Annotated in this window: 13 protein-coding genes and 1 pseudogene; 2 read left to right on the top strand and 12 right to left on the bottom strand. The window is 51.4% G+C overall.

Annotated features, from left to right (window positions below):
* Positions 1–306 precede the first annotated feature (306 nt).
* The 4 genes from prpE to prpB all read right to left on the bottom strand — a co-directional run bounded on the left by prpE (position 307) and on the right by prpB (position 6,031).
* Positions 307–2,193, bottom strand: a complete 1,887-nt coding sequence (gene prpE, locus ATB02_RS00800) for a propionate--CoA ligase (RefSeq protein ID WP_105270931.1) — start codon at positions 2,191–2,193, stop codon at positions 307–309.
* Positions 2,194–2,232: 39 nt separating this feature from the next.
* Positions 2,233–3,684, bottom strand: a complete 1,452-nt coding sequence (gene prpD, locus ATB02_RS00795) for a 2-methylcitrate dehydratase (RefSeq protein ID WP_105270930.1) — start codon at positions 3,682–3,684, stop codon at positions 2,233–2,235.
* Positions 3,685–3,717: 33 nt separating this feature from the next.
* Positions 3,718–4,887, bottom strand: coding sequence for a bifunctional 2-methylcitrate synthase/citrate synthase (gene prpC / locus ATB02_RS00790; RefSeq protein ID WP_001285908.1), 1,170 nt, complete (start codon positions 4,885–4,887; stop codon positions 3,718–3,720).
* Between the two features lie 253 nt (positions 4,888–5,140).
* A complete protein-coding gene (gene prpB, locus ATB02_RS00785; protein ID WP_000052170.1) occupies positions 5,141–6,031 on the bottom strand; it encodes a methylisocitrate lyase in 891 nt (296 codons plus the stop codon).
* 238 nt (positions 6,032–6,269) lie between these two features.
* On the opposite strand from prpB, the gene prpR reads away from it, so the two are divergent.
* Positions 6,270–7,856 (top strand): propionate catabolism operon regulatory protein PrpR, encoded by a 1,587-nt coding sequence (gene prpR / locus ATB02_RS00780; RefSeq protein WP_105270929.1) that lies wholly within the window; start codon positions 6,270–6,272, stop codon positions 7,854–7,856.
* Positions 7,857–7,953: 97 nt separating this feature from the next.
* Here prpR and yahO read toward each other — a convergent pair whose 3' ends face one another.
* Positions 7,954–8,229 (bottom strand): DUF1471 family periplasmic protein YahO, encoded by a 276-nt coding sequence (yahO, locus tag ATB02_RS00775; RefSeq protein ID WP_105270928.1) that lies wholly within the window; start codon positions 8,227–8,229, stop codon positions 7,954–7,956.
* Positions 8,230–8,413: 184 nt separating this feature from the next.
* Between yahO and ATB02_RS00770 the strand changes: the two genes are divergently transcribed.
* Positions 8,414–9,046 (top strand): LysE family transporter, encoded by a 633-nt coding sequence (locus tag ATB02_RS00770; RefSeq protein WP_105270927.1) that lies wholly within the window; start codon positions 8,414–8,416, stop codon positions 9,044–9,046.
* A 16-nt stretch (positions 9,047–9,062) separates the two neighbouring features.
* Here the strand turns inward: ATB02_RS00770 and ATB02_RS26410 are convergent.
* The 7 genes and pseudogenes from ATB02_RS26410 to ATB02_RS00745 form a co-directional block, all read right to left on the bottom strand.
* Positions 9,063–9,303: pseudogene (locus tag ATB02_RS26410) on the bottom strand (hypothetical protein).
* Positions 9,273–9,455 carry a hypothetical protein gene (locus ATB02_RS27040; RefSeq protein ID WP_446718955.1) on the bottom strand — a complete coding sequence of 61 codons (183 nt, stop codon included), beginning with the start codon at positions 9,453–9,455 and terminating at the stop codon, positions 9,273–9,275. The pseudogene ATB02_RS26410 and the gene ATB02_RS27040 overlap by 31 nt, the downstream one beginning before the upstream one ends.
* 220 nt (positions 9,456–9,675) lie before the next feature.
* A complete protein-coding gene (locus ATB02_RS00765) occupies positions 9,676–10,491 on the bottom strand; it encodes a hypothetical protein (RefSeq protein WP_001353421.1) in 816 nt (271 codons plus the stop codon).
* A gap of 242 nt (positions 10,492–10,733) precedes the next feature.
* Positions 10,734–11,783 (bottom strand): NADPH-dependent aldehyde reductase YahK, encoded by a 1,050-nt coding sequence (yahK, locus tag ATB02_RS00760; protein WP_105270926.1) that lies wholly within the window; start codon positions 11,781–11,783, stop codon positions 10,734–10,736.
* A gap of 86 nt (positions 11,784–11,869) precedes the next feature.
* On the bottom strand, positions 11,870–12,826 hold the full coding sequence (locus ATB02_RS00755) for an ABC transporter permease (RefSeq protein ID WP_000750346.1): 957 nt from the start codon (positions 12,824–12,826) through the stop codon (positions 11,870–11,872).
* Positions 12,823–13,794, bottom strand: coding sequence for an ABC transporter permease (locus tag ATB02_RS00750; protein ID WP_000818890.1), 972 nt, complete (start codon positions 13,792–13,794; stop codon positions 12,823–12,825). The genes ATB02_RS00755 and ATB02_RS00750 overlap by 4 nt, the downstream gene beginning before the upstream one ends.
* Complete coding sequence (locus ATB02_RS00745) at positions 13,787–15,271, bottom strand: sugar ABC transporter ATP-binding protein (protein ID WP_000447340.1); 1,485 nt, start codon at positions 15,269–15,271, stop codon at positions 13,787–13,789. Before ATB02_RS00745 ends, ATB02_RS00750 begins: the two co-directional genes overlap by 8 nt.
* Positions 15,272–15,298 lie beyond the last annotated feature (27 nt).

Below are 15,298 nucleotides of genomic sequence, written 5' to 3'. Positions count from 1 at the left end.
TGAAACCCAAAAAATCCGCCGCATTCTATTCATCTGAAGATAAAAAGCAATCGTTTTCGTGGAGGGGATATATTTTTTATATGGATGAATGCGGAAAAGTGGATAAAAACTTATTTGAGAAAAAATGGGTACGCATGATAAGACACGCCTGCCTCGCATCAGGCATCTGCGCACAGTGTCGGATGCGGCGCGTGCGCCTTATCCGACCTGCGGTTCAGGCCTGTAGGCATAATAAGACTCGGTAAGCGTCGCATCAGGCATCGGTGCACGGTGTCGGATGCGCCACACGACACATCCGACAACACCTTACTCTTCCATCGCCTGGCGGATCTGATCCAACGACGCAGGATCATCAATGGTCGTCAGATCTCCCGGATCGCGTCCTTCACAAATCGCCTGGATCGTGCGGCGCAGCATTTTTCCGGATCGCGTTTTTGGCAATTGCGAGACAAACCAGACGTGCGCCGGGCGACCAAAGTTGCCAATCTGGCTGTCCACCAGCGCCATAATCGCCTTCTCTTGCGAGTGCGCCACCTCGCGATCTTCCAGACTGTCGCTCTCTTTCGGAATGACAAACGCCACCGCCACCTGCCCTTTCAGCGCATCTTTCACCCCAACCACCGCCACTTCAGCAACGCCCGGATGACTGGAGATACTCTCTTCAATCTCGCGTGTGCCAAGCCGATGCCCGGCAACATTAATCACATCGTCAGTACGCCCGAGAATAAAGTGATAACCGTCAGCATCGCGGATGCCCCAGTCAAAGGTGGCGTACACCGGACGGGAAAACAGCGACCAGTACGTCTTCACAAAGCGGTCGTCATCGCCCCAGATGGTTTGAATACACCCCGGCGGCAGCGGCCCTTCCACCACTACCATCCCTTTCTCGTTGACACCGCACGGTTCGCCGGTGACTTCATTGAGCAACTGCACGTTGTATCCATACATCGGCACGCCGGGGCTTCCCAGACGTGTCGGCCTGTCGTCCAGACCACGAGCAATCGCCATAATCGGCCAGCCGGATTCAGTCTGCCAGTAGTTGTCGATGACCGGCACATCCAGCGTATTGCTCACCCAACTGGCAGTCGGCTCATCCAGCGGCTCCCCCGCCAGATAGAGCACTTCCAGCGACGAGAGATCGTGTTTGCGAATTTCGGCGGTAGGGAATTTTTTCAGCACGCGAATGGCGGTTGGCGCTGAGAACATCCGGCTAACCTGATATTTCTCGACGATTTTCCACCACACACCGCAGTCAGGATAAATCGGCAATCCTTCGTAAACGATAGTCGCCATCCCCGCCAGCAGCGGCGCGTAGACGATATACGAATGCCCAACTACCCAGCCGATATCCGACGCACAGAAGAACACACCGCCCGCTTTACCGCCAAAAATGGTGTCCATTGAGGTCGCCAGCGCCACCGCATAACCGCCGACGTCACGCTGTACACCTTTTGGTTTGCCGGTCGTGCCGGAGGTGTAGAGAATGCAGGAGGTTTCGTTGGATTCCAGCCACGCCACCGGCACCCGCGCGCCGATGTGCTGATGGCGCAATGACGCGAAATCGACATCCCGTCCGGTAACGCGCGCCATTTTCGCCAGCCCGCGATCCACCAGCAAAACGTGGCGCGGCTGATGCTGCGCCTGACTTATCGCATCGTCGAGCAATTTTTTATAAGGAATGATTTTGCCACCGCGCGCTCCGGCATCTGCCGAGACAATCAGCACCGGTTTAGCGTCATCAATCCGCGCAGCCACGCTGTGCGAGGCAAATCCACCAAACACTACCGAGTGAATAGCGCCAATGCGCGCGCAGGCCAGCAGGGTAATATGCGCTTCGGCAATCATCGGCATATACACCAGCACCCGATCGCCACGCTGCACGCCCAGCGAGCGCAGCATTGACGCCACCGCGTTCACTTCGTCATGCAACTGGCGAAAGGTAAAGGTGCGCTCTTCTTCTGTTTCCGAAGAGACGGCAATTAATGCCAGCGCCTCTGGCTGTTTCTCCAGCCAGCGGTCGATAGCGTTGTGACACAAGTTGGTTCGGCCTTCACAAAACCAACGGGCAAACGGCGGATTGCTGTGATCGAGCGTTTGCGTAAAGGGCGTCTGCCAGTCAATACGCCGGGCCTGCTCGGCCCAGAATTGCTCCGGTTCGTTAATCGAACGCTGATAAAATTCGCTAAAAGACATAATGCTCTCCTGTTGAACTTACGCCTTACCGCCGTTTACTTAAATGACGTACAGGTCGAGATACTCATTGACCGGCATCTGTTCCAGGCGAGTTCTGTCGAGAGAAACCTCCAGAATGCGCTGCTGTTGGCGAGTCGGGAACTGGCGCGCGAGGTTGATTTTGAATTTATCGACCAGTTTCGGAATACCGTCCTGGCGGCGGCGAGCATGACCAATTGGGTACTCCACCACCACTTCTTCAAATCGCGTGCCGTCGGTGAACTCAAGGGTTATGGCATTGGCGATGGCGCGTTTTTCCGGGTCGTGGTAGTCAGCGGTAAATGCCGGATCTTCAAAGCAATTGATCTTCTCGCGCAGGGCGTCGATGCGTTTATCTTGCGCGACGTTGTCTTCGTAATCTGCCGCCGTTAAGCGCCCGAATAACAGCGGGATCGCCACCATGTACTGAATGCAGTGGTCGCGGTCAGCCGGGTTATTGAGCGGCCCTTTTTTGTCGATGATGCGAATACAGGCTTCGTGGGTGCGAATGGTCACTTTTTCGATATCCGCCGCCGTTTTGCCTGCTGCCTGCATCTGTTCATAGAGCGTCATCGCCGCTTCAACTGCCGTCTGGGAGTGGAACTCCGCCGGGAAGGAGATTTTGAACAGCACATTCTCCATGACGTAAGAACCGTACGGACGCTGGAAGCGGAACGATTCACCTTTAAAGGAGACGTCGTAGAAGCCCCATACCGGCGCGGTCAGGGCTGACGGGTAACCCATTTCGCCCGTTTTCGCCATCAGTGCCAGACGTACCGCGCGGGAAGTGGCATCGCCCGCCGCCCAGGATTTACGCGTGCCGGTGTTCGGCGCATGGCGATAGGTGCGCAGCGACTGACCGTCCACCCACGCCAGCGAAACGGCGTTGAGAATTTCCTCGCGGGTCAGGCCAAGCATTTCGGCGACCACGGCGGTGGAAGCCACTTTCACTAACAGAACGTGGTCAAGGCCGACGCGATTAAAGGAGTTTTCCAGCGCGATGCAGCCCTGAATTTCATGGGCTTTAATCATTGCGGTCAGCACCTGTTTCATGGTCAACGGGGCTTTGCCGCTGGCGACCGCGTTGCGTGAAAGCCAGTCTGCCGTTGCCAGAATGCCGCCGAGGTTGTCGGAAGGATGGCCCCACTCCGCCGCCAGCCAGGTATCGTTAAAATCGAGCCAGCGAATCATCGCGCCGATGTTAAATGCCGCCTGGACGGGATCGAGCTGGAACTGGGTTCCGGGGACGCGCACGCCGTTAGGTACGACGGTACCAGGAACAATTGGCCCCAGCAGTTTTTTACAGGCCGGGTATTCGAGAGCTTCCAGACCGCAGCCAAGGGTGTCGAGCAGGCAGTAATGGGCGGTGTCGTAGGCCACTCTGGAGCTGATTTCGTAGTTCATGACGTAATCGACAATATCAATAATTTCGCGGTCGAATTCCGGACGGATGTTGTTGATTTGAGCTGACATTGGGTACGTTTCCTTCTTGTTATTCGTAGAGGTTTACTGGCGCTTATCCAGCGCGACAAACGGGCGGTCTTCAGGGCCAACATAATTGGCGGAAGGACGGATAATTTTGTTGTCCTGACGTTGTTCGATAATGTGCGCCGCCCAGCCGGTGACGCGGGCGATAACAAACAGTGGCGTGAACATCTCGGTGGGAACGCCCATCATGTTGTAGGAAACGGCGGAGAACCAGTCGAGATTGGGAAACATCTTTTTGCTCTCCCACATCACCGTTTCCAGACGATCGGCGATGTTGTACATCTTCAGCGAGCCGCCTTCCTGCGAGAGCTGCTTCGCCACACGTTTGATCACCTGATGACGCGGGTCGGCGATGGTATAAACCGGATGCCCAAAACCAATGACCACTTCTTTGTTTTCAACCCGCTTGCGGATATCAGCTTCGGCTTCGTCCGGCGTTTCATAGCGTTGCTGGATCTCCAGCGACACTTCATTCGCCCCGCCGTGTTTCGGCCCGCGCAGTGCGCCAATCGCGCCGATAATGGCTGAATACATGTCAGAGCCGGTGCCCGCAATCACCCGGCTGGTAAAGGTGGAGGCGTTAAACTCGTGTTCGGCGTACAGCACCAGCGAAATATGCATCGCCTTTTCCCAGCTTTGCGACGGCTTTTCGCCATGCAGCAAATGCAGGAAATGACCGCCTATAGAATCGTCATCGGTTTCCGGCTGGATGCGTTCGCCGTTGTGGCTGTAGTGATACCAGTAGAGAAGAATCGAGCTCAGCGACGCCAACAGTTTGTCGGCAATATCACGCGCGCCAGAGACGGTATGCCCCTCTTTTTCTGGCAGCGTGCAGCCGAGCGCGGAAACGCCGGTGCGCATAACATCCATCGGGTGCGACGCCGCCGGTAAGGCTTCCAGCACGGTACGCACGTTAGCCGGTAAACCGCGCAGGGCTTTCAGTTTCGTTTTGTAGGCGGCGAGTTCGTCACGGGTCGGCAGTTTGCCGTGGATCAGCAGATGCGCCACTTCTTCAAATTCGCAATGTTCCGCCAGGTCAAGAATATCGTAGCCGCGGTAATGCAAGTCATTGCCACTTTTACCCACGGTGCAGAGCGCCGTATTGCCCGCCGGAACGCCAGAAAGTGCCACAGATTTTTTCGGTTTAATGACATGGGTGCTGTTTTGCAGGATCGTTGTGTCGCTCATGTTGTCCTCGTCATTGTTATCATTTGTAGGGTCGAGATTGTTGTCGGATGCGACGCTATGCGTCTTATCCGACCTACAGTTCAGTTCATCCCGTAGGCCTGATAAGCCGCGTCAGCGACGCATCAGGCATCGGTTGTCGGATGCGACGTCATGCGTTTTATCCGACCTACAGTTCAGTGCACCCCGTAGGCCTGATAAGTCGCGTCAGCGGCGCATCAGGCATCGGTTGTCGAATACAACCAAAGGGCGTTTTTTATTTCGCCTGGTTACGGGCAAACAGGTCGTCGAGCTTCTCTTCGTACTGGTAGTAGTTGATGCTTTCATACAGCTCGTTGCGGGTCTGCATGGTGTCGATGACGCTTTTCTGCGTGCCTTCCTGGCGCAGGACGTTGTAGACATGTTCAGCGGCGCGGTTCATTGCGCGGAAAGCAGAAAGGGGATACAGCGCCATTGCGACATGGGCGCTGCGTAATTCGTCGGTGGTAAACAGCGGCGTGGCACCAAATTCAGTAATGTTGGCGAGGATTGGCACCTGCACCGCATCGGCAAACTGGCGGTACATGGCGAGTTCGGTAATTGCTTCCGGGAACAACATCTCGGCACCCGCTTCAACATAGGCCTGCGCACGCTCGATTGCCGCATCCAGCCCTTCAACCGCCAGCGCATCGGTGCGCGCCATGATCACAAAATCAGGATCGGTTTTCGCATCCACCGCCGCGCGGATCCGATCCACCATCTCTTCTTTCGAGACGATCGCTTTGTTCGGGCGATGACCGCAGCGTTTTGCTCCAACCTGATCTTCAATATGTAAGCCCGCCGCACCGGCTTTAATCATCGATTTCACAGTGCGGGCAACGTTAAAAGCCGAAGAGCCAAAGCCGATATCCGCATCCACCAGCAGCGGCAGCGAGCAGACGTCGGTGATACGGCGAATATCAGTCAGCACATCATCAAGAGTAGAAATACCGAGATCCGGCAACCCCAGCGAACCTGCCGCCACACCACCGCCGGAGAGATAAATCGCCTGATATCCGGCACGCTGCGCCAGCAGCGCATGGTTGGCGTTAATGGTGCCGACAATCTGCAATGGATTTTCTTTAGACAGTGCAGCGCGAAATGCTTTACCTGGAGAGTGTAGAGACATAGCCCATCCTTTGTTATCAACTTGTTATTTGCGTTGATAAAGACAAAGCAAGGGGTATGCCACAATTGCCTGAATAAAATTAAATGTTTAATTTCAATTTGTTAGAGATAAAATCATGAAGTGATCCGCAAATATGCGTTTCAGTTAACGTTTCAGGCAATGTTTCACTGCGTTTCATTGCAACAATTATGAAACAAGACTAAACCCAATATTCGGTTTCTTAACTTTGCGGTGCGCTATGGCACATCCACCACGGCTGAATGACGACAAACCGGTTATCTGGACGGTATCTGTAACGCGGCTGTTCGAGCTATTTCGCGATATCAGCCTCGAGTTTGATCACCTGGCGAATATCACCCCTATTCAGCTTGGCTTTGAAAAAGCGGTGACCTATATCCGCAAAAAACTGGCAAACGAACGGTGCGACGCCATCATCGCTGCTGGCTCTAACGGCGCATATCTTAAAAGTCGCCTGTCAGTGCCGGTTATTTTGATTAAACCGAGCGGCTACGATGTGTTACAGGCACTGGCAAAAGCCGGAAAGCTCACCTCTTCTATCGGCGTTGTCACCTATCAGGAAACCATTCCAGCGCTGGTGGCGTTTCAAAAGACCTTTAATTTGCGCCTCGACCAACGTAGCTACATCACCGAAGAAGACGCCCGCGGGCAAATCAATGAGTTGAAAGCCAACGGCACCGAAGCGGTGGTCGGCGCAGGGCTGATTACCGATCTGGCAGAAGAGGCCGGAATGACCGGAATTTTTATCTATTCTGCCGCCACCGTGCGCCAGGCATTTAGCGATGCGCTGGATATGACGCGCATGTCGTTACGCCATAACACTCACGATGCCACCCGCAACGCCCTGCGTACTCGTTACGTGCTGGGCGATATGCTCGGTCAATCACCACAGATGGAACAGGTACGGCAGACTATTTTGCTGTATGCCCGCTCCAGTGCGGCGGTGTTGATTGAAGGGGAAACGGGGACGGGCAAAGAACTGGCGGCCCAGGCGATTCATCGGGAATATTTTGCCCGCCACGATGCGCGACAGGGCAAAAAGTCGCATCCTTTTGTTGCCGTCAACTGCGGGGCGATTGCTGAATCTCTGCTGGAAGCGGAGCTGTTTGGCTATGAGGAAGGAGCGTTTACCGGCTCGCGACGCGGAGGCCGCGCCGGGCTGTTCGAAATTGCCCACGGCGGTACGCTGTTTCTGGACGAGATTGGTGAAATGCCGCTGCCGTTGCAGACCCGGCTACTGCGGGTGCTGGAAGAAAAAGAGGTCACCCGCGTCGGCGGGCATCAGCCTGTTCCGGTGGATGTGCGGGTTATTAGCGCCACTCACTGCAATCTCGAAGAGGATATGCAGCAAGGGCGTTTTCGCCGTGATCTGTTTTATCGACTGAGTATTTTGCGTCTGCAATTGCCGCCGCTACGCGAGCGGGTGGCGGATATTCTGCCGCTGGCGGAAAGCTTTTTGAAAGTGTCACTGGCGGCACTTACTGCGCCGTTTTCTTCCGCGTTACGTCAGGGATTACAGGCAAGTGAAACTGTGCTGTTGCGCTACAACTGGCCGGGAAATATTCGTGAACTGCGCAATATGATGGAACGACTGGCGCTATTTTTAAGTGTGGAACCGACGCCGGATTTAACGCCGCAATTTTTGCAGTTGCTACTGCCGGAACTGGCGCGCGAGTCGGCGGAAACTCCCGCTCCACGCTTACTGACTCCACAACAGGCACTGGAGAAATTTAATGGCGATAAAACTGCCGCGGCCAATTATTTAGGTATCAGCCGAACGACATTCTGGCGGCGGCTGAAAAACTGAAATGCCGAATGCAGCGCTAACGCTTTATCCGGCATAAATTTCAATAGATGATCACCGATATACTTACGCATCGGGCATGTTTACATGGGGTGCAGAATTATTTCTTCTTATAAATATTTGCCGTGCCGTGGATCTTATTGTCAGTTTGACCAGAGGTCAGCACCAACACATCTGCCCCTTTTTCATCCGCTTTTTTGATCAGATCTTCTTTCGCATCTGCAGTCGACATTTCATTACTGGTTGAAATATCACCTATTTTTTCATATTGCGATGCAACTTTTTCAAATTCCGCTTTGGTCATTAATTCTGCGGCATAAACGTTGGTAACGGCAAACGCTAACGCACCGATTAAAATTTTAGAGATTATTTTCATATTACGGCTCCAGAGTTGTTATCAAACTATCACCCACCCATATTATTGGGTTGATTAATAATTAGTTCAGTCAGGGCATAAACGCCAGTAACCGGAAATAAGACACTTTGTGATCTCTCTCGCATCCGATTACTTTTTGTAGAAATATGATGAAGTTACTTCACTTATTTATGGATGAAATCACATGGATCCCTTGCACGCCGTTTACCTGACCGTAGGACTGTTCGTGATGACTTTTTTTAATCCGGGAGCCAATCTTTTTGTGGTGGTGCAAACCAGCCTGGCTTCCGGTCGACGCGCAGGAGTGCTGACCGGGTTGGGCGTGGCACTGGGCGATGCGTTTTATTCCGGGTTGGGTTTGTATGGTCTTGCGACACTCATTACGCAGTGTGAGGAGATTTTTTCGCTTATCAGAATCGTCGGCGGCGCTTATCTCTTATGGTTTGCGTGGTGCAGCATGCGCCGCCAGTCAACACCACAAATAAGCACACTACAACAACCGATTAGCGCCCCCTGGTATGTCTTTTTTCGCCGTGGATTAATTACCGATCTCTCTAATCCACAGACCGTTTTATTTTTTATCAGTATTTTCTCAGTAACGTTAAATGCTGAAACACCAACTTGGGCACGTTTAATGGCCTGGGCGGGAATTGTGTTCGCATCAATTATCTGGCGAGTCTTTCTTAGTCAGGCGTTTTCTTTGCCCGCTGTGCGTCGTGCTTATGGGTGTATGCAACGCGTTGCCAGTCGGGTTATTGGTGCAATTATTGGTGTATTCGCGCTACGCCTGATTTACGAAGGAGTAACGCAGCGGTGAGCAGATAATTTACTCTCTACGTAATCAACCTGATTTGCCGAATCCCGCTCATCGGCGATGATATCCCCCGTAATGCGTGGTCCTTATTTCCGATAAGTTTACTTGAGTCTTTAGCTTCCCATTTCAGCCCACTCTCCCCTGTGTGGGCTTTTTTCATTTGTCTGCTTCAGTGAGTAGCTGGCAATGCTCCATCCACTCTGCAAGGATGATAATAAGAGGATCTGATTCAGAAGAGTTTTGAAAAATTGGACCGCCATCGAGGCCTCGAACCCCGTACCATACAACAATCCTGGTTGTCGTCTGCTCTTCCTGATGAGCTAATGGCGGTTTGTGATATGAGCCTTACAGCATATTGTCTGTCAGGCTTGAGTGCGACGCGTAAGATACAGAAAAGACCCCACACAAACATGATGGAATTATGATTTTTTTCATATGAATGTCAACCAACACATTCATAAAACACTCGCACAAGTTCACTTTTTAAGCAACATGACGCCGATCACAACACAATATCGGCGAAAAAGGAGGGTAAATGCCATTTGACGTAGAGATAAGCAGATGAAATGATTACCCGCTTTGCGATTCACTCTCTGATGGAATAACAAATTGGAGATGGAAAAGTTTCTAAACTAAAGAGTGTAGCGTATTTTAACATGCTTATTTACAGGATAATATTTGTCACCTAATTCCTGCACTCTATTAGATACCCATTGATTTAATCGTGCATCATCTCTGTATGTTTTCACGTTCAGAACGGAGAGCAATAACATCACTAGCGATTCAGGAAAAACAGGGTAAATATTTTTTAAGTGCAATAATAATTCATACGCAAGCGCCTGCTTAATAGGTGCGTCTGCATCTGGAATGCGCGACATTTCGCGAAGCCATTTTTCTACATGCTCACATTCTTTCCCTTCACGGAAAAGTCTCAACAAAGGCATATGGTGCTCAAGAAGAATGCATTTGCAATCTGTTCGTACTGAATCGATAAACTGCACTAATTTCTTAAGTCCGGTGAAGCGTCCGGCATGGATATTCTCTTTAATATCAAGAAACACGTCATCCTGATCATATACCCAAACGGTCCCTTTTTGATTTTCAAGTATCCGAAAAACAAACTTAATCGGGTAATCAGGGTAATCCACCCAGTCATAAACTCCAGGGAAATCATTAAACTGCACATTTATGGTAAGCGCATTGTCGGCTGCCCACTCGCAATCTCGTACGGCAGCCATGAGATAAATGAGTTTATCATCATCGACTAAATCATCACGACAATCATAAGGATAATCATAGTATTGTTTAATCAAAACCTTGAATATATCGACACAAGAAACCAGTGTACTTCTGATATCTTCAGGTAACTGATTGTTTTTAAACGTATTGTGTACGCTTTGTTTCGTATATAGCAACAAATTATTGTGCGGCGCTTTTAATGGTATCATTGCGATCTCTCTTAAATAAAAATAAACGTCGCAGATAATAAAGCCCTGATTAAACCAGGCACTATCAGAAATCGCTCATAACTAATATATGCAGCATTGTGTACTGGAGGGAATTAATTTAACAATTTGAATTTACGTTATAGATTTTACTGCTACTTTGATAGTATTTCGCCCTTCTTAACTAAAAAGTTAAGTGGAGGGCGAAATTAATATGTTAAATCATAGAGCATTTATTAATTTTTTCAGTCTGTTAGTGTGCGATTATCGATAACAAAACGATATTTCACATCACCACGTAGCATTCGCTCATAGGCTTCATTAATTTGATCGGCCCGAATCATCTCTATATCAGCCACGATGCCATGTTCGGCGCAAAAATCGAGCATCTCCTGAGTTTCTGGAATGCCGCCAATCATAGAACCGGCTATCGCACGGCGTTTCATGATCAGGTTGAAAACTTCCGGCGATTTATGCGGTGTCGCAGGCGCACCAACCAGGGTCATGGTGCCATCGCGCTTCAGCAAGGTGGTAAAATCATCGAGATTATGTGGCGCAGCTACGGTATTCAAAATGAAATCGAAACTCTTCACATGAGCCGCCATCTCATCGGCATTGCGCGAGTTAACAACTTCATCGGCCCCAAGGGCTTTTGCCGCTTCGCGTTTTGACTCAGACGTGGTAAACGCCACTACATGCGCCCCCATCGCGTGGGCCAGCTTTATCCCCATATGCCCCAGACCGCCAATGCCGACCACTCCCACTTTTTTACCCGGCCCGGCCTGCCAGTGACGCAGCGGCGAGTACGTGGTGATCCCTGCACACAATAAAGGCGCCACCGCCGCCAGTTGCGCTTGCGGGTGACGAATACGCAGAACATATCGCTCGTGAACGACAATCTGTTGTGAGTAGCCGCCCAGCGTATGGCCCGGTTCATCCGGCGTCGGCGAGTTATAGGTGCCGGTCATGTGATCACAGTAGTTTTCCAGCCCATCTTCACACTCTTCGCAATGTTTACAGCTGTCGACAATGCAGCCGACACCGACCAAATCGCCCGGTGCATGTTTTTTTACCTGATCACCAACGGCTACCACGCGCCCTACAATTTCATGGCCCGGCACGCAGGGATAAACCGTCCCCGCCCACTCGGAACGGACCTGGTGGATATCGGAATGGCAGACGCCACAGTAAGCGATTTCAATTTTGACATCATGCGGTCCCGGTTCACGCCGGGTGATATCCATCGGTTCAAGTGGTTGTTTAGCGGAATATGCACCAACAGCTTTGATCTTCATTGTGTTTACTCCTGATTAGCTATATGTATTTGGCGATGACTGAAATGCCATCGCAGCAAAACGCGTCCATTGAATATAGCCAATATTTAAACCACCCGATCCAGCCCCAACATGCCGCGAGCCTGAATGAAACAGAGCAGCAACGTTCCCCATAAGGCCATCGTCAGGTAGGGGCTTATCCCGAGAATATTGAAGCCGCTTTCAATAATTTGCAGAAGAAACAGCGCCAGCACCATGCCGATTATCCGCCCGCTGCCACCGTCCGGATTAACCCCGCCGAGTACTGCCGCGAGGATTGACACCAGCAAGTACGATTCGCCATAAGAGGCCTTAGCCGAGTTGAGTTTCGACATCATCAAAAATGCCGCTACCGCACAAAGCAAGGCGGAAATGACATACACCCATATCAGCACCCGACGAGTGTTAATACCGGAGTAAAGTGTTGCTCGTTCGTTAGAACCAATCAGATAAATGGATTTACCGAGCGGCGTTTTCTCCAGCAATATCCACAGCCCCAGCGCCACTGCGGTAAACAACCACATCGGTAGCGGAATACCGAACCACTGTGCATGATTCAACCACAGCACCCATGAGGGATAATTGGCAATGGCGCTACCGCCTGTCACCAGAATATTTACCCCCTTGAGCAACGTCATCATCCCAAGCGTTGCAAGAATTGGCGACACTCGAATACCAGCAATCAATACGCCGTTACATAAACCGATTATCACCGCCGCGCCAGCGCCCGCCAGCAGCGTAGCGACAACCGTAGCAATACCCGGTGGATACTGAGTCGCCACCCACGCCATCACCAGTGAACAGGCGTTAGCAGTGGCAATAATTGACAAGTTAATGCCACCGCAAAGCATGGTCACCGCCATAGCCAACGCCAGAATGCCCAGCACGGGCATTTGCGAAGCGACGGACTGGAAATTACTTATCGACCAGAAAATCTCCGGCATAGTAATGCTGAAGGCGGCAACAGTTAGCACCAGCAGGCCGATCAAGTAAAACTCAACGTTATTACGCCACGATTTTTTCATAGCAGACTTCGGTTCTGATGCTGACTCCACGCCGTGGCGCTAATGCTGGCAACGATGATGATGCCTGTTATCAATGTTTGCCAGTAAGACGAGACTCCCAATAAATTTAGCCCGTTTTGCATCACTGCCAACAACACCACGCCGAGCAAAGTACCGGTTAACGTGCCGCGCCCGCCGAGCAAACTAGTGCCGCCAAGCACCACCGCAGCCAGTACTGTCAGCTCATAACCCAGAAGAGAATCGGGGGCGACAGTCATCACCGTCCACGACTGCACTACACCCGCAGCACCAGACATCAATCCCATATAGCCGTAAACGAAAAGTTGCAGTTTCAGCACGCTAAAGCCGATGCGACTGGCTGATTCACGGTTCCCACCAAGGGCATAGATTTTGCGCCCCACACTGGTGAAATTCATGATAAATGCTGTTAGCAGCACCACCGTAATCATGGCGATCAGCGGCAGACCAAGGCCATAGTCATAGCCGTCAGCATCGGTGTACTTGAACAACATTACCCCCTGCTCAAACCACGGCGGAAAGTCGTACAGCCACACACCTTTACTCAACCATAACAGCAGGCCATAGAAAATATTCAGCGTCGAAATGGTGATGATGATAGAAGGCACCCGTAGGCGATTAACCAGTAAGGCGTTTATTAAGCCAAGTAAAATGCCGATGCCGCCCGCCAGGGCAAACGCGACAGCAAAGTTGCCACCCATTTTTTGTAGCAACAGCACCATGCCGTATTGCGCAATGATGGTCATTGCTGGAAACGAAATATCAATTCCACCGGAAATTAACACCACAAACAAACCACAGGCGAGAATAGTCAACATGGCATAGTTATTGGCGAGATCGTACAAATTACCGAATGTCAGAAACTCGTCGCTGCGCCAGGCAAGGCCGACAAACAGCCCCACAATCAGTAATGCCAGCCAGAATTCATGACGTTTTTTCAGTTCAGCCATTTACCACCTCCGCAATCCTGGCCTGAGAACTGCTGTCAGGCAGGAAGCTATGGGTGATCTGACCTTTTTGCATTACCAAAATCCGGTGGCTTTGATACCACGCTTCTTCAATTTCATCGCAGATCATCAATACCGCAATGCCATGAGCCGCCAGATCGCTGATAATGCCGTATATTCCTGCTTTGTTGGCGATATCAACACCGACAGTCGGGCTATCGAGAATCAACAGTCGTGGCCCAATCGCCAGCCATTTGGCGATCGATACTCGCTGCGCGTTACCCCCGGAAAGCGTATTCACCGGGAGATGTGGGTCAGAGACTTTGATGGTCAATGCCTTAATTAGCCTGTCCACCAGGTCACGCACTTTAGCTTCACTCAGAAAGCCGAAGCGATCTTTTACCTTGTGAAAAACAGTGCTAATGATGTTGTCTTCAATAGATTGCGCCATCACCAAACCGCGCGACATGCGATCTTCCGAAACATAACCAATACCGTGGCGGATGGCGTCCTGGTTACTATGCAGTGTAACCGGCTGACCGTTGATGAGGATCTCACCAGCATCCGGTCGGGTCATACCAAACAGACTCAGACATAATTCCGTGCGCCCCGCACCAAGCAGGCCAACAATCGACACCACTTCGCCCGCTTCCACCCGCAAGTTAATATTTTGATATTCCCCATGACGACTTAAATTACGCACCTCCAGCACCGGGGTGCTGGATTTTCCCTGCCACAACTCTCGCACCTGATATTCAAACTCCTGGCCGGTCATCAGGAAACCGAGTTGTTTTGTGGTCATCTCTGCAGCTGGAAAGGTCCCGACCAGCTCACCATCTTTCAACACTGAAATACGGTCGGAAACTTCCATCACCTCTTCCAGACGATGACTGACGAAGACCACGCAAATCCCGCGTTCCCGCAATTGATGCACCACCTGTAATAACCCTTGCACTTCCTGATGGGTCAGCGAAGCGGTTGGTTCATCCATCACGATCAACCGTGCGTCCTGCGCCAGTGCACGGCAAATTGCCACCAGCTGACAGCGGGCAATTGAAAGCTCAGAAACGAGCGTATCCAGTGGCAATGTGACGTTAATACTGGTCATTGCCGCCTGCGCCACCTCACGCAGACGACGTCGGTTAACAAACAGACCGTGGTGATAGTGATTCACGGCGATATTCTCCCAGACACTCAGGTTAGGAAATAAAGAGAGGTCCTGATAAATCACCTGAATCCCCTGCGCCACCGAAGCGGCGGGTGTCAGCTTTGACCAGTTTTTCCCACCAAGCGTAATTTCCGCCCCCTCATCCGGGCGATAAACACCGGACATAATTTTAATCAACGTCGATTTACCACAGCCGTTTTGCCCGGCAAGGCAGTGCACCTCACCCGACATAAAGTCGAGAGAAACATCGCGCAGCGCTCGCGTGGCATGAAACGTTTTGTTGATATGACGAAGGGAAAGGAAGGTTTCCATAGCATCCCCTGGCAATAAGAATCGGGG

The organism is Escherichia sp. MOD1-EC5189 (assembly GCF_002966045.1).
Taxonomy (GTDB): domain Bacteria; phylum Pseudomonadota; class Gammaproteobacteria; order Enterobacterales; family Enterobacteriaceae; genus Escherichia; species Escherichia coli_F.
Note: the sequence above shows the minus strand (reverse complement) of the source record. Positions and strands in the feature narration are given on the sequence as shown.

Coding starts and splice junctions, on each gene's coding strand:
- yahO (WP_105270928.1), bottom strand. CDS start 8,229: ATGAAAATAATCTCTAAAATTTTAATCGGTGCGTTAGCGTTTGCCGTT.
- prpD (WP_105270930.1), bottom strand. CDS start 3,684: ATGTCAGCTCAAATCAACAACATCCGTCCGGAATTCGACCGCGAAATT.
- ATB02_RS00765 (WP_001353421.1), bottom strand. CDS start 10,491: ATGATACCATTAAAAGCGCCGCACAATAATTTGTTGCTATATACGAAA.
- ATB02_RS27040 (WP_446718955.1), bottom strand. CDS start 9,455: ATGTTTGTGTGGGGTCTTTTCTGTATCTTACGCGTCGCACTCAAGCCT.
- yahK (WP_105270926.1), bottom strand. CDS start 11,783: ATGAAGATCAAAGCTGTTGGTGCATATTCCGCTAAACAACCACTTGAA.
- prpE (WP_105270931.1), bottom strand. CDS start 2,193: ATGTCTTTTAGCGAATTTTATCAGCGTTCGATTAACGAACCGGAGCAA.
- ATB02_RS00745 (WP_000447340.1), bottom strand. CDS start 15,271: ATGGAAACCTTCCTTTCCCTTCGTCATATCAACAAAACGTTTCATGCC.
- prpC (WP_001285908.1), bottom strand. CDS start 4,887: ATGAGCGACACAACGATCCTGCAAAACAGCACCCATGTCATTAAACCG.
- ATB02_RS00750 (WP_000818890.1), bottom strand. CDS start 13,794: ATGGCTGAACTGAAAAAACGTCATGAATTCTGGCTGGCATTACTGATT.
- ATB02_RS00755 (WP_000750346.1), bottom strand. CDS start 12,826: ATGAAAAAATCGTGGCGTAATAACGTTGAGTTTTACTTGATCGGCCTG.
- ATB02_RS00770 (WP_105270927.1), top strand. CDS start 8,414: ATGGATCCCTTGCACGCCGTTTACCTGACCGTAGGACTGTTCGTGATG.
- prpB (WP_000052170.1), bottom strand. CDS start 6,031: ATGTCTCTACACTCTCCAGGTAAAGCATTTCGCGCTGCACTGTCTAAA.
- prpR (WP_105270929.1), top strand. CDS start 6,270: ATGGCACATCCACCACGGCTGAATGACGACAAACCGGTTATCTGGACG.